This is a genomic window from Proluteimonas luteida, from assembly GCF_021191695.1.
GTDB lineage: Bacteria > Pseudomonadota > Gammaproteobacteria > Xanthomonadales > Xanthomonadaceae > Luteimonas > Luteimonas luteida.
This window is the reverse complement of record NZ_JAIWPT010000004.1, coordinates 68,462-82,613: the sequence shown is the minus strand read 5'-3', so window position 1 is coordinate 82,613 and position 14,152 is coordinate 68,462. Positions and strand designations below refer to the sequence as shown.

At 71.3% G+C, this 14,152-nt stretch carries 12 protein-coding genes; 5 read left to right on the top strand and 7 right to left on the bottom strand.

The window, feature by feature from the left end; all coding sequences use genetic code 11:
- Positions 1-35: 35 nt before the first annotated feature.
- Together creD and LDO26_RS05165 are read left to right on the top strand one after the other, a co-directional pair.
- Entirely contained in the window at positions 36-1,430 is a 1,395-nt protein-coding gene (creD, locus tag LDO26_RS05170; RefSeq protein ID WP_232130009.1) for a cell envelope integrity protein CreD, read from the top strand.
- Between the two features lie 74 nt (positions 1,431-1,504).
- Entirely contained in the window at positions 1,505-2,122 is a 618-nt protein-coding gene (locus LDO26_RS05165) for a GNAT family N-acetyltransferase (RefSeq protein WP_232130008.1), read from the top strand.
- Between the two features lie 112 nt (positions 2,123-2,234).
- On the opposite strand, the gene LDO26_RS05160 is transcribed toward LDO26_RS05165, so the two are convergent.
- The 7 genes from LDO26_RS05160 to LDO26_RS05130 form a co-directional block, all read right to left on the bottom strand.
- Positions 2,235-2,765: a phosphatase PAP2 family protein gene (locus tag LDO26_RS05160; RefSeq protein WP_232130007.1), complete on the bottom strand. Its 531-nt coding sequence runs from the start codon at positions 2,763-2,765 to the stop codon at positions 2,235-2,237.
- Positions 2,752-3,939 (bottom strand): glycosyltransferase family 4 protein, encoded by a 1,188-nt coding sequence (locus LDO26_RS05155; RefSeq protein ID WP_232130006.1) that lies wholly within the window; start codon positions 3,937-3,939, stop codon positions 2,752-2,754. The genes LDO26_RS05160 and LDO26_RS05155 overlap by 14 nt, the downstream gene beginning before the upstream one ends.
- A gap of 129 nt (positions 3,940-4,068) precedes the next feature.
- A complete protein-coding gene (gene ppx / locus LDO26_RS05150) occupies positions 4,069-5,577 on the bottom strand; it encodes an exopolyphosphatase (RefSeq protein ID WP_232130145.1) in 1,509 nt (502 codons plus the stop codon).
- 154 nt (positions 5,578-5,731) lie between these two features.
- The gene (gene ppk1 / locus LDO26_RS05145; protein WP_232130144.1) at positions 5,732-7,801 is read right to left on the bottom strand and encodes a polyphosphate kinase 1; all 2,070 of its coding nucleotides are present in this window, start codon (positions 7,799-7,801) and stop codon (positions 5,732-5,734) included.
- A gap of 83 nt (positions 7,802-7,884) precedes the next feature.
- Positions 7,885-9,213 carry a phosphate regulon sensor histidine kinase PhoR gene (gene phoR, locus LDO26_RS05140; protein WP_232130005.1) on the bottom strand — a complete coding sequence of 443 codons (1,329 nt, stop codon included), beginning with the start codon at positions 9,211-9,213 and terminating at the stop codon, positions 7,885-7,887.
- A gap of 212 nt (positions 9,214-9,425) precedes the next feature.
- The gene (gene phoB, locus LDO26_RS05135) at positions 9,426-10,115 is read right to left on the bottom strand and encodes a phosphate regulon transcriptional regulator PhoB (protein WP_232130004.1); all 690 of its coding nucleotides are present in this window, start codon (positions 10,113-10,115) and stop codon (positions 9,426-9,428) included.
- Positions 10,116-10,218: 103 nt separating this feature from the next.
- Positions 10,219-11,928, bottom strand: a complete 1,710-nt coding sequence (locus tag LDO26_RS05130) for a M48 family metalloprotease (protein WP_232130003.1) — start codon at positions 11,926-11,928, stop codon at positions 10,219-10,221.
- Positions 11,929-12,167: 239 nt separating this feature from the next.
- Between LDO26_RS05130 and grxC the strand changes: the two genes are divergently transcribed.
- The 3 genes from grxC to LDO26_RS05115 all read left to right on the top strand — a co-directional run bounded on the left by grxC (position 12,168) and on the right by LDO26_RS05115 (position 14,066).
- Positions 12,168-12,458 (top strand): glutaredoxin 3, encoded by a 291-nt coding sequence (grxC, locus tag LDO26_RS05125; protein ID WP_232130002.1) that lies wholly within the window; start codon positions 12,168-12,170, stop codon positions 12,456-12,458.
- Between the two features lie 56 nt (positions 12,459-12,514).
- Positions 12,515-12,850: a carboxymuconolactone decarboxylase family protein gene (locus tag LDO26_RS05120; protein ID WP_232130143.1), complete on the top strand. Its 336-nt coding sequence runs from the start codon at positions 12,515-12,517 to the stop codon at positions 12,848-12,850.
- A 208-nt stretch (positions 12,851-13,058) separates the two neighbouring features.
- Positions 13,059-14,066, top strand: a complete 1,008-nt coding sequence (locus LDO26_RS05115) for an isocitrate dehydrogenase (protein ID WP_232130001.1) — start codon at positions 13,059-13,061, stop codon at positions 14,064-14,066.
- Positions 14,067-14,152 lie beyond the last annotated feature (86 nt).

The window sequence follows — 14,152 nt, the reverse complement described above, 5'->3', positions numbered from 1 at the left end:
GCACGCTGCCGCCACTTTCCCGATGGAGTGGTGCGATGCGACTGGCCCTGAAGATCCTGATCGTCGCCGGGTTGAGCCTGGCGATCCTGTTGCCGCTGCTGCTGATCCGCGGCGTGATCCATGACCGCCAGCGCTACCGCGCCGAGGCGGTCGCGCAGATCGGCCGCAGCGAGGCCGGTGGCCAGGCGCTGGCCGCGCCGGTGCTGGTGGTGCCCTATACCGAGACCGTCGAGGTCGAGGAGAAGGACGCGAACGGCCGTCCGCTGGGCACGGTGCTGCGCGAGCGCCAGCGGCAGTGGCTGTTCTTCCCGACGACGATGGACATGGCCGGCACGCTCGCGCCGTACTCGCGCCGTCTCGGCCTGCACGAGGTGCGCATGTACGCGCTCGGCGGGCAGATGAAGGCCGCGTTCGACGTGCGCATCCCCGATGAGGAGAATGCCGCCGACAGCGCGGCGGCGCGCCGCATCGGCCGGCCGTTCCTGAGCTACGGCATCGCCGACGTGCGCGGCCTGCGCGGCACGCCGCGGCTGCGCATCGACGATGCGGCGGTGGCGCTGCAGCAGGGCGCCGGCGGCGACATGGGCTCGGGCCTGCATGTCGAGCTTGGCGCGGTCCGGCCCGGCCAGCGGCTGCGACTGTCCAGCGTGTTCGACTTCGCGCTCGCCGGGACCGAGTCGCTGGCGGTGATGCCGCTGGCGGGCGAGAACCGCGTCGTCGTCGATTCCCCATGGCCGCACCCGCAGTTCAATGGCCGCTTCCTGCCGACCAGCCGCGAGATCGGCAGCGACGGGTTCCGCGCCGACTGGGCGATTTCGTCGCTGGCCAGCGACGCGCAGCGGCAGTACCGCAACGGCGGGCGCATCGATCGCCATACCGCGCCGATGCTGCTCGAACACGGCAGCGCCGACCTCGACCTGCTGGGCATCTCGCTGGTGGATCCGGTCGACGCCTACCTGCGTGCCGACCGCGCCAGCAAGTACGGCATCCTGTTCGTGCTGCTGACCTTCACCGGCTTCTTCATGTTCGAGCTGTTGCAGCAGCTTCGCATCCATCCGGTCCAGTACGCGCTGGTCGGGCTGGCGCTGGCGATCTTCTTCCTGCTGCTGGTCAGCTTGTCGGAGCGCATCGCGTTCGGCTGGGCCTATCTCGTCGCCAGCGTGGCCTGCGTCGGCCTGCTCGGCGCCTACCTGGTGGCGGTACTGCGCAGCCGCGCCTGGGGCATCGGCTTCACCGCGCTGCTGGCGCTGCTCTACGCGGCGCTGTACGGCTTGCTGGTGTCGGAGGACAACGCGCTGGTGCTCGGCGCGGGACTGTTGTTCGTGATCCTGGCCGCGATCATGCTGGCGACCCGGCGCGTGGACTGGTACCAGGTCGCGGCTGCATCGCCGGGACCGGCGCCCGCGCCGCCGCCGCTGCCGGCGCGTTGAGCCCCCGCAACCTGCCTGCCGGGGCCGCGGCGATGTCCGCGGCCCCGGCGTATCAATCGGGCACGCATGCCAGAATGCACGGCATGAGCCGTTCCGTTCCCACGTTGCGCGTGCTGTCCGGCGAGGCGATACAGCCGTTCCTCGACGATGTCGCGCGGCTGCGCATGCGCGTGTTCGGCGACTGGCCGTATCTCTACGCCGGCGATCCCGATTACGAGCGCGGCTACCTGGCCGCCTACGCGCGCTCGCCGCGCAGCGTGTTCGTGCTCGCGTTCGATGGAGACGCGGTCGTCGGTGCCTCGACCGGCCTGCCGCTGGTCGATGACGATGCCGCGTTCCAGGCGCCGTTCGCCGCACAGGACGTCGCCGTCGAGCGGGTGTTCTACTTCGGCGAATCGGTGCTGTTGCCGGACTGGCGCGGCCACGGCATCGGCCACGCGTTCTTCGATGCGCGCGAGGCGCATGCGCGCGCGCTCGGCGGCTTCGACCTGACCGCCTTCGCCGCCGTCGACCGCGACGCCGGCGACCCGAGGCGCCCCGATGGCCATCGCGACAACAGCGCGTTCTGGCGCAAGCGCGGCTATGTGCGCCAGCCGGGGATGACCATGCTGCTGCGCTGGCAGGAGGCGGGCGTGGGCGACGTGCCGCACGCGCTGACCTTCTGGACACGGCCGCTGGCAACGACGGGCTGAGGATCGCGCTTGCCCGCGCCGCGGAAGGAATCGGCAGGGCGGGTCATGACCGGCCAGGCAATCGCCGGTCGAAGCCGCAGCGCGGGTCGCGACCCGTCCCGCATGGCGCGTGTCAGACGATCCCCGCCAGCCACAACGACGCGCCGCCCAGCGCGCTGCCGATCGCGGTTGCCGCCAGCACGTCGCTGGGATAGTGCAGGCCCAGCACCACGCGCGAGACCGCGACGCTGGTCGCGAAGGGCACCAGCAGCCAGGCCAGCACCGGGTAGTGGGCGACGGCGACCATCGAGAACGCGACCGCATGCAGCGTATGCCCGGACGGGAAGCTGAACTCGTCCAGCGGCGCGACCCAGGCGCGGATGCGGCCGTCGGCGGCGAACGGCCGCGGCCGCCGGGTCCAGCGCTTGAGCCGCTTGTACAGCAGCAGCGCGACGCCGCCGGTCGCGGCCATGTGGGCCGCGGCGAAGAGTCCGTCGAGGCCGTCGGCGATCACCAGCAGGCCCATCAGCAGGTACCAGAACACGCCGTCGCCGAGCCGGCTGACGGTCGCGAAGTAGCGGCGGATTCCGCCGCGCGCGCAGGCGCGGTTGGCCAGCAGGCACCAGCCGGCGTCGTGGCGCTGCAGGCGGCTAGGCGCGTGCATGGGTGGCGTCCTGCGGGGAGGAAACGGATGGCGCGACCGCCGCTGCCGGCCGGCCGGCCGGCGGCAGCGCCGACAGCAGCGCATCGAGATCGGCGGCGACCCGGTCCGGCGTCAGCCGCAGCACCGATTCGCGCGCGGCCAGGCCCATCGCGCGCCGCCGCTCGTCGTCGCCGGCCAGCTGCAGCGACGCGGCGACGAAGCCGGCGTCGTCGTCGCAGGCCAGCTTCGCGCCGTGCAGGCCGTCGCACAGGTACTCCGAGGCCGCGCCGTGGTCGAAGGCGACCAGCGGCACGCCGCAGGCCATCGATTCCAGCACCACGTTGCCGAAGGTTTCGCTGCGGCTGGGAAACAGGAACAGGTCGCCGCTGGCGAAGTGGCGGGCGAGGTCGGCATCGCGGCGCATGCCGCAGAACACGAAGTCCGGATGCGCGCGTTCGAGGCCGGCGCGCAGCGGTCCGTCGCCGATCCACACCAGGCGCGCGTCCGGGCGCTGCGCCTGCAGGGCGCGGAAGGCGCGGACCGCGAGGTCCGGGTTCTTTTCCGCGGCGATGCGGCCGACATGCACGACCGCCAACGCCCCGGGGGCCAAGCCCCAGGCGGCGCGCAGCGCGGCATCGCGGTGCGCCGGCGCGAACTGCGTGGTGTCGACCGCGCGCGCCAGCACCACGGCCCGGCCGAACCCGTGTCCGAGCAGGAATTCAGCCAGTGCCTGGGTCGCGACCAGCGTGGTGTCGGCGCGGTTGTGGAAGCGGCGCATCCAGCGCACCGCGACCGGTTGCAGCCACGGCATGCCGTAGTCGGCCATGTACAGGTCGAAGCGCGTATGCAGCGCCGTCACCACCGGAATGCCGAGCGCGCGGGCGGCACGGATGGCGGACCAGCCCAGCGGGCCTTCGGTGGCGACGTAGACGGCATCCGGCTTCGCCCGGCGCCAGTGGCGCCGCAGGCGCCGGCCGGCCGGCCATGCCAGCCGCAGCGTCGGATAGAACGGCAGCCGCAGGCTGCGGATGCGCAGCGTGTCCTGGTCCTGGCCGGGCGATTCACCGTGCAGCGCGGAGCGGATCACCTCGACCGCATGCCCGCGTTCGCGCAGGCCGCGGGCATACGACTGCAGCGTCAACGCCACGCCGTTGACGTCCGGCGGATAGGTGTCGGTGACGATCGCGTAGCGCATCGGTCCATCCGCTGTGCTGATGCCGGCATGCTGGCGCCCGCACGTGCCGCGGCGATGACAGCGGGGTGACGCCGCGGTGACAGCGTGCGCAGGGCGGACCGGGGAGCCGTCCCGCGGGATGCACGCCGCTCAGTCGGCGCCCAGGTCCAGGGTAATGCCGAGCGCGGCGATGTCCTGGTGTTCGCCGTCGAGGTCGGCGCGCAGCAGCGGCAGGCTGTCGAGCCAGCGTCGCGAGAAGCGCACGCGCAGGTGGTTGCCTTCGGCGCTCGCGTCCAGCTGCGGGATGGTCTCGGCCTCGTGGCTGCGATGCAGCAGCACCGCCAGCCGCAGCAGCGCCGCGCTGCGCCGCGCCGCCGACAGCAGGCGTTCGGGCAGGGCGTCGAACGCCGATTTCGGCACCTTGCGCCGGTGGCAGCGGACCAGCGCGGCGAGGAACTGCTGTTCCTGCCGCGAGAAACCGGCGATGTCGGAATGTTCCAGCACGTAGGCGCCGTGCACGTGGTACTGGCTGTGGGCGATGACCAGTCCCAGCTCGTGCACGCGCGCGGCCCATGCCAGCATGCGCAGGTTGTCGCCGTCGAGCGCCCAGTCGCGCGCGACCTGGTCGAACAGCCGCAAGGCGGTGCTCTCGACACGCGTCGCCTGCGCATCGTCGATGCCGTAGCGCTGGATCAGCGCCTCGATCGAGGCTTCGCGCGGGTCGTCCTCGCCGCCGCGTCCGAGCATGTCCTGCAGCACGCCCTCGCGCATCGCCGCCTTGCTGACCTGCATGCGCTCGATGCCGAGCACGTCGAACGCGGCCTCGAGCACCAGGATGCCGCCGGCGATGATCGGCCGGCGGTCGTCGGACAGGCCGGGCAGGGCGATCGCGTCGATGTGCCCGGCCTCCAGCAGGCGGTCGCGGACCAGCGGCATCGCCTCGGCGGTCACCGCGCCCTTGGTCAGCTTCATCGCCGCGCAGATCTCGCCGATCGCCTTGTTGGTACCCGATGCGCCGACCACTTCCTGCCAGCCGAGCGCGCGATAGGTGCTGGCGAACTGCTGGAACTCGGCCGCCACCTCGACCCGTGCCTCGCGCCAGCGCTTCTTGGTCAGCTTGCCGTTGGCGAAGAAGCGCCGGGTGCTGGCGATGCAGCCGACCTGCACGCTCTCGCGCTCCAGGGTGCGCGTGCCCGCGCCGATGATGCACTCGGTCGAGCCGCCGCCGATGTCGATCACCAGCCGCCGCTGGTCCGGCTTCGGCGGTTGCGCGTGGGCGACGCCCAGGTAGATCAGGCGCGCTTCCTCGCGGCCGGAGATCACCTCGATCGCGTGACCCAGCGCGGTCTCGGCCGGCACCAGGAAGGCCTGCGGCGCGGCCAGCTTGCGCACGGTGTTGGTGGCCAGCGCGCGCACCCGCTGCGGCGGGATGTCGCGGATGCGCTGGCCGAAGCGCGACAGGCACTGCAACGCCCGCTGGCGCACCTCGGGCGACAGGCCGCCGCGCGCGTCCAGTCCCTCGGCCATGCGCACGGTCTCGCGCAGGCGGTCGATGATGCGGACCTGGCCCAGCGTGTAGCGGGCGACGATCATGTGGAAACTGTTGGACCCCAGGTCGATCGCGGCGAGCATGTCGCCGTCTTCCAGTGGCGGGGTCATGGCCTCGGCGAGTGCGAACGTTTGCTGGCCGGTCATCGGATTCCTGCGGGGCGCACAGCGGAGGCCGCGCCGCGTTGCGGTGGGGTTCCGCATGGTAATGCATGGCGCCCGGCCCGCGGCCGCGACGGGCCCGGGCATCGCGTTGCCGCCGGGCTCAGCGGCACAGGCGCGCGAGCAGCCAGTTCTGCGCCGAATGCGGCATCTCGTCGCCTTCCGGCGCCAGCTTCACGTAGCTGCCGTCCTCGCGCAGTTCCCAGGCGTTGAGGTTGTCGGCCAGGTAGTTGTCCAGCGACTCCTCGCGCACCCGCGCGGCGATGTCCGGGTCGAGGATCGGGAAGCAGGTCTCCACGCGGCGCAGCAGGTTGCGTTCCAGCCAGTCGGCGCTGGAGCAGTACAGTTCCGGCTCGCCGCCGTTGGCGAACCAGTAGACGCGGTGGTGTTCGAGGAAGCGGCCGATGATCGAGCGCACCCGGATGTTGTCGGAGATGCCCGGCACGCCCGGCCGCAGTGCGCAGGCGCCGCGGATGATCAGGTCGATGCGCACGCCGGCCTGCGAGGCCGCGTACAGCGCCCGCATCACCTGCGGCTCGTTGAGGGCGTTCATCTTGGCGACGATGCGCGCCGGCCGGCCTTCGATCGCGTGCGCCGTCTCGCGCTCGATGCGCGCGATGATGCCGGCATGCAGGGTGAACGGCGACTGCAGCAGGCACTTGAGCTCGATCGCCGGCGCCAGCCCCGACAGCTGCTGGAAGATCAGGTGCACGTCGTTGCCGATGTCCGGGTTGGCGGTGATCAGGCCGAAATCGGTGTAGGCGCGCGCGGTGCCGGCGTGGTAGTTGCCGGTGCCCAGGTGCACGTAGCGGCGCAGCTTGCGGCCCTCGCGGCGCACGATCAGCAGCATCTTGGCGTGGGTCTTGTAGCCCACCACGCCGTAGACCACCTGCACGCCGGCCTCCTGCAGGCGGTCGGCGAGGCCGAGGTTGGCCTCCTCGTCGAAGCGCGCGCGCAGCTCGACGACCACGGTCACGTCCTTGCCGTTGCGCGCAGCCTGCACCAGGTGTTCGACGATCGGCGAATCCTTGCCGGCGCGATACAGCGTCTGCTTGATCGCCAGGACGTTGGGATCCTCGGCGGCCTGCTTGATCAGCTCCAGCACCGGCGTGAACGCATCGAAGGGGTGGTGCAGCAGCACGTCGCCGTCGGCCACCAGGTCGAACATCGCATCGCTGCCGGCCAGCTGGCGCTGCTGGAACGCCGGGAACTTCAGGTCGGGGCGCTGCACCAGGTCGAAGATCTGGATCACCCGGTTGAGGTTCACCGGCCCGTCGATGCGGTAGACCGCGTTCTCGGGCAGGTCGAAGTTCTGCAGCAGCGAGCGCACGATCGGCTTCGGGCAGTCGGCGGCGATCTCCAGCCGCATCGCGCGCAGGTAGCCGCGCCCCACCAGTTCGTCGCGCAGCGCCAGCGCCAGGTTCTCGACCTCCTCCTCGTCGACGATCAGCTCCGAATTGCGGGTCACCCGGAACTGGTAGGCGCCCTTGACCTCCATGCCGGGGAACAGCTCGTGGACGAACTCGGACAGCACCGACGACAGCAGCACGAAATCGTATTCGCCGCCGGAGATCGCCTCGGGCAGCTGGATGATGCGCGGCAGCGATCGCGGCGCGCGGACGATGGCCAGGTTGCCGACGCGGCCGAACGCATCCTTGCCCTTGAGCACGACGACCACGTTCAGCGACTTGTTGAGGATCTTCGGGAACGGATGCGCCGGGTCGAGCCCCAGCGGCGACAGCACCGGCATGACCTCGTCGCGGAAGTAGGCGCGCAGCCAGCGCGTCTGCCGTGCGGTCCAGGTGTTGCGGCCCAGCACGCGCACGCCGGCCTCGCCCAGCTGCGGGCGCAGCACGTGGTTCCAGCAGTCGTACTGGGCGGCGACCAGCTCCGCGGCGCGGTCGTGGATGCGCTTGAGCACGGTCGTCGGCGCCAGGCCGTCCGGCGCCACGGGCGCGCCGAAATCCTGCGCATGGCGCACGGTGGCGGCGCGGATCTCGAAGAACTCGTCGAGGTTGGTGCAGGAGATGCACAGGTACTTCAGCCGCTCCAGCAACGGCACCGAGGTGTCCAGCGCCTGCGCCAGCACGCGGAAGTTGAAGTCCAGCTGCGACAGTTCACGGTTGAGGTAGAGCGCCGGATCGCGCAGCGGATCGGCGGCCGCGTCCAGCAGCGCGCTGCCGAAGTCGTCGGCGGGTGGCGCGGCCTTGGCGGAGGTGCGTTTGCGGACCGGTCCGCCGCGGGTTGCAGATGAGGTCACACGGTCGCTCCATGGAAGGAAGTCTCGCGCGGGCGCACCCGCTCGGGTCCGAAAACGCAGGCGAAGCGGCTGCCGCGCCCGACTTCGCTGTCGATCTCCAGCCGGGCCTGGTGCAGGTGCAGCACGTGCTTGACGATCGCCAGCCCCAGCCCGGTGCCGCCGGATTCTCGCGAGCGGCTGGTCGAGACGCGGTAGAAGCGCTCGGTGATGCGCGGCAGGTGCGCGGGCGGGATGCCGTAGCCGGAATCCTCGACCGACAGCACGGCGCCGCCGTCGGGCGTCGCATCGTAGCGGATCGCGATGCGGCCGCCGGCCGGGGTGTAGCGCACCGCGTTGCTGACCAGGTTGGAGAACGCGCTGTGCAACTCGCGGATGGAGCCGGACAGGTCGGTGCCGGCGCCGTCCTCGACGCTGATGGTATGGCGGCCCTGGCTGAGCATTTCCAGCTCGCGCCGCAACGACGCCAGCATCGAGGCCATCGACACCGTCTCGTTGCCGATGCTGTCCTGCGCCTCGAGCCGCGACAGGGTCAGCAGGTCCTCGACCAGCTGGGTCATCCGCGTCGACTGGTGCTGCATCTCCTGCAGCATCGGCGCCCAGTCCGGCTGCTCGGCGGGGTCGAGCATGTCGAGGTAGCCGTGCACGACGGTCAGCGGCGTGCGCAGCTCGTGGGAAACGTTGGCGACGAAATCGCGCCGCATCTGCTCCAGTTTCACCAGCTTGGTGACGTCGCGCGCCAGCAGCAGCCACAGATCCTCGGAGTAGGGGATCAGGCGCAGGTCCAGGCGCGTGCCCGACGAGAACGGCGAGGGGACGTCGAGCATCGGTTCGGCGCGCCGGCCCTGCGCCAGCCAGTGCGAGACCGGCAGCGGCTGCAGGCAGTCGCCGACCGGCTTGTCCAGGTCGCGCGGATGGCGCATGCCCAGCAGCGTCGTCGCCGCGCGGTTGAACCAGCGCACGCGCTGGGAATTGCGGTCGACGATGACGACCGCGTCCGGCAGCGCGGTGGCGACCGCGCGGTAGGCGCGCAGCATGGCGATCAGGCGCCGCTTGCGCGCGCGCATGTCCTGCTGGCCGCGATGCAGCAGGCGGTCGGTTTCCTGCCACACTCCGTCGCCCTGCGGCGGCGGCACGCGGCGCCGCGAGGTCAACCGGGTCAGCAGGTCGTAGAGCTTCCAGTAGTGCCAGGCGACGACGCCGAGCGCGGTCAGCGCCAGCGCCATCCACACCTGCCCGAGCAATGCGCCGACGACGATCGCGGCGGCGAGGATCGCGGCGAGCTGCAGCAGGGTGCGGGTCCAGGCGGCGCGGATGCGGGGTGGCATGGGGGCAAGTCTAGGCAATGTGGCGTGACAGGTCTGCGTCAGCGTGCGCGGCGGCGATGCGCCGGCGTGCGCTTGTGCGGTTGCGTGGAAAGCGGATGCCCGCGGCTGTCCGGGGCATCCCGGTACGCGTCATGGCGGTGGCGCGCCGCGGGGCCGGATGTGGCGCCGACGGCCGCTGGGAGCGCGAAGCGCGCCGGCGCGCGACGTCCCGGTCACACGGAGGCCGAAAACCGGTATCCCGATCCCCGCACCGTCTGCACCATGCCGTCCAGTGCGCTGGGTTCGAGGGTCTTGCGCAGCCGGCGGATGTGCACGTCGACCGTGCGCTCCTCGACGTAGACGCTGCCGCCCCAGACGTGGTCGAGCAGCTGCGAGCGCGAGTACACGCGTTCCGGGTGGGTCATGAAGAAGTGCAGCAGCCGGTATTCGGTCGGGCCGATGGTGATGGGCTCGCCGCCGGCGAACACCCGGTGCGCGGCGCCGTCGATGCGCAGCTCGCCGACGCTGACGCTGCCGTCCTCGTCGTCGTCGCGGGCACGGCGCATCACCGCGCGGATCCGCGCCAGCAGCTCGCGCGCCGAGAACGGCTTGACCACGTAGTCGTCCACGCCCGCCTCGAGGCCGCCGACGCGGTCATTCTCCTCGCCGCGCGCGGTCAGCATGATGATCGGGATGTCGCGGGTCAGCGGCTCCTTGCGCCAGCGTCGCGCCAGTTCCAGGCCGCTGGTGCCGGGCAGCATCCAGTCGAGCAGGATCAGGTCCGGGACCCGGTCGACGATCGCCGACTGCGCCTCGCGCGCATCGGCCGCGTGCATCGGCTCGAACTCGCCCTTGCGCAGCGCGAACGCCACCATGTCGCGGATGGCCGGTTCGTCGTCGACGATGAGGATGCGCTTCTGCATGGACGGATCACCTGTCTGGCCGGATGGCACCGCCATTACACGACAGTTTTGTGACCGGTTGGTGACACCGTCGCCGGAATGCAATCACCGCCGCCTGCGGGACTCAGCGGCGGCGGCGCAGGTCTTCGTCGCGGATGCCCTGGCGGTGCAGTTCCAGGACGGTGGGCGTGATCGAGGCGATCCGGGCGTCGATCCGCGCGCGGGCGTAATAATCCAGGTCGTCGCGCTTCTTCAGGGTGTTGAGCTGGACCAGCGCCTGCTCCGGGCGGCCGCCGAGGAACGCGGCCTCGGCCCAGGCCTCGCCGGCCCGGACCGGGTCGCCGGCCATCTCGCTGGCCCGGGCGAAACTGCGCTGGAACACCGGGTCGCTGCCGGAGGCGTTGAGCAGCGGCCGCAGGATTTCCTGGGCGCGGCGCCCGGCCTCGGGCGTGTTGCGCTCGGCCAGCACCATCGCGTAACTGAGCACGACGGCCGGGTTGCGCGGCATGCGGTCGAGCAGCGCCTCGAAGCGGTGGTCGGCGGCGACGCCGCGTCCGGCGCGGGCGTCGGCCTCGGCCAGGGTGACCGACAGCCAGACGTCGCCGGGATACTCGCCCAGCAGCTCGGCCAGCGTCTTCGACGCGGCGTCGGCGTCGTTGTTGCGCAGGCGCGCGACCGCCAGTCCGTAGCGCTGGGCGTCGGTCAGCGGCGCGGTGCGGCGCATCGCCTCGTATTCCCGGATCGCGGCGGCCGCGGTATCGGCGCTCAGCACCCGCAGGCGTTCGCGGGCCCAGCCGAACTGGGCGCCATCGGGCGCATTGCCGCCGGTGACCGACACCCGCAGCGAAGCGGGCAGCATGGGGTTGTCGGCGATGCGCAGCGACGCGTCGATCGCGCCGTCGAGCGGCACCCGCTCCGAACGGCTGCCCTGCGGCGTGGTGGTCACCGCCTGCACGCTGTTGCCGGCCATCTGGTCGGCGCGCGAGCGCGCCTCGCTGATGCGGGTGGTGGTCACCGGGTGGGTGCGCAGGTAGTCGGGCAGGCGTTCGCGGTCGCCGCCCTGGTTGGTCCGCGACACCGCCTGCATGCGCTCGAACATCGTCGCCATCGCTTCGGGCTGGTAGCCGCTGCGCGCGAGCGTGCGGATGCCCAGGCGGTCGGCTTCCGATTCGTTGGACCGGGTGTAGTCGATCTGGCGCTGGATCGCCAGGCCCTGCGCGCCGGCCAGCACCGCCATCGCCGCGTCGTCGGCGGAATTGCTGCTGCTCTGCGAGGCGACCGCGATCGCGCCGAGCATCGCCAGCAGCATAGGCACCTGGTCGCGCTGGGCGCGCTCCACGCCGCGCAGCACGTGCGCCTGGGTCACGTGCGCGACCTCGTGGGCCAGCACCGCGGCGACCTCGTCCTCGCTCTGCGCGGCCAGCACCAGGCCCGCGTTCATGCCGATGTAGCCGCCCAGCGTGGCGAAGGCGTTGATGCTGCGGTCGCGCATCATGAAGAACGTGAAGGGCTGCTGCGGCTGGTCGCTGGCCGCCGCCAGGCGCACGCCGGTGGCGCGCAGCCAGCTGTCGACCAGCGGATCCTCGAGCACGTAGTTGTAGTTGCGCAGCTGGCTGAGCAGCATCTGCCCGTATTCGCTCTGCCGCGCCGGGCTGAGCACGGTGCCGGCGGAGGAGCCGATGTCGGGCAGGCGGGTGTCCTGCGCGGCGGTCGGCAACGGCGCGGTGGACAGCGCGCCACCAGACAGCGCCAGCGCGACGGCGGACGCGGCGAAGGCACCGCGGGCGCGCAGGCCTCGGTCAGGGCGGGTTGGGGCGGGGCGGGCTCGGCGCATCGGACTCGGTTCGTCGGCGGGCATCCCGTCGCGACACGACGGCAGCCCAGCATGCAGGCGCGGAGCGCCAGCGGCGTGAATGGCATGTTAAAGCAGCGCGGTCCGGTCCCCGTGTCGCGGTTGGCCGGCAGCGGCGGGCCCGGTCCGCGTTGCCATCAGCGTCCCGCCGGCTGGAAAACCGGGCCGGGCGCCTCCAGACTCTGACAGGCGATCCCGTCACAAGTTTCCGGAGTCCTCCCTTGAATGTCCCCGCACCGGCCGGCACCCCGCCCGAAATCACCGTCTACACCAGCGCGATCTGCGGCTATTGCGTCGCCGCCAAGACCTTCCTCAAGAACCAGGGGCTGGCCTGGACCGAGGTCCGGGTCGACCTGGATCCCGAAGCGCGCGCGCGCATGGTCGAACTCGCCCGCCGCACCAGCGTGCCGCAGATCTTCGTCGGCGATGTCCACGTCGGCGGCTACGACGACATGATGGCGCTGCACCGCGCCGGCAGGTTCGCGCCGCTGCTCGCCGGGGACGCCGCTTGAGCGCGGAGGCCGGCGAAGGCGACCGCATCGCCGAGTTCACCGCGTTCCGCAAGCGCATGAACGAACGCATCCTGGCCGAGCCCAACCAGGTCGTGCGCCGTTTCTTCGCCCTCGATACCCAGACCTACCAGGCCGGCGCGCTGGACCTGAAGACCAAGGAAATGCTGGGCCTGGTGGCGTCGCTGGTGCTGCGCTGCGACGACTGCATCAGCTACCACGTCGCCCAGTGCCGCGAAGCGGGCGTGCGCCGAGACGAGATGTTCGAGGTGTTCTCGGTGGGCCTGGTGGTCGGCGGCAGCATCGTCATCCCGCACCTGCGCCGGGCGGTGGATTTCCTCGACCAGCTGGAACAGGGCGAAGCCGCCGCGCCCGACTGCGACACCCACGCCTGACCTGCCGCGGCGCGGGTGACGCGGCCGCCGCGCGGCATGCGCGCAGGCGCGACGCGGCGCCCTTGTTCGGCGGTTTCGCCATGTCGTTCCCGCGCCGGCGCGGCGTGGCGATTTGGGAAGCGGCAGCCCGCTCGGGCATAATGCGCGGGTTTCCCTTCCACTCGATGCCGCGTCCGCGCGGCATCCTTGCGCACGGATCAAACTCCACATGACCCACACGATTACGGTCATCCGCGGCGACGGTATCGGCCCGGAGATCATGGACGCCACGCTGCACGTGCTCGACGCGATGCAGCTCGGCCTCCGCTACGAAGACGCCGACGCCGGCCTGATGGCCCTCGAGAAGCACGGCGAGCTGCTGCCGGCCGCGACGATGGATTCGATCCGCCGCAACAAGGTCGCGCTCAAGAGCCCGCTGACCACGCCGGTCGGCGGCGGCTTCAGCTCGATCAACGTCGAACTGCGCCGCCAGTTCGACCTCTACGCCAACGTGCGCCCGGCGACCTCGTTCCCCAACACGCGCTCGCGCTTCGACAGTGGCGTGGACCTGATCACGATCCGCGAGAACACCGAGGGCTCGTACATCAGCGAAGGCCAGGAAGTCTCGGCCGACGGCGAAACCGCGATCTCGATCACCCGCATCACCCGCAAGGGGTCGGAGCGGATCGTCCGCTACGCCTTCGAGCTGGCCCGCAAGACCGGCCGCAGGAAGGTGACGATCGTGCACAAGGCCAACATCCTCAAGAGCACGTCGGGCCTGTTCCTGAAGATCGCCCGCGAGGTCGCGGCCGAGTATCCGGACATCGAGGCCAACGAGATGATCGTCGACAACACCTGCATGCAGCTGGTGATGCGTCCGGAGCAGTTCGACATCATCGTCACCACCAACCTGTTCGGCGACATCATCTCCGACCTGTGCGCCGGCCTGGTCGGTGGCCTGGGCCTGGCGCCGGGCGCCAACATCGGCAGCGACGTGGCGATCTTCGAGGCCGTGCACGGCTCCGCGCCGGACATCGCCGGCAAGGGCGTCGCCAATCCCTGCGCGCTGCTGCTTGCGGCCGCGCAGATGCTCGACCACCTGGCGCTGCCGGAGCAGGCGCAGCGCCTGCGCAAGGCGATCGTCGCCACGCTCGAAGCCAGGGACGGGGTGACCCCGGACCTCGGCGGCAGCGGCACCACGACCAGCTTCGCCCAGGCGATCGCCGCGCGCCTGTAGGGGAGGGCGGGCAGGCATCCAACCGCCTGGCGACAGGCCCGATGCCACCACAGGAAACGGGACGCACGCGCGTCCCGTTTTTTTTT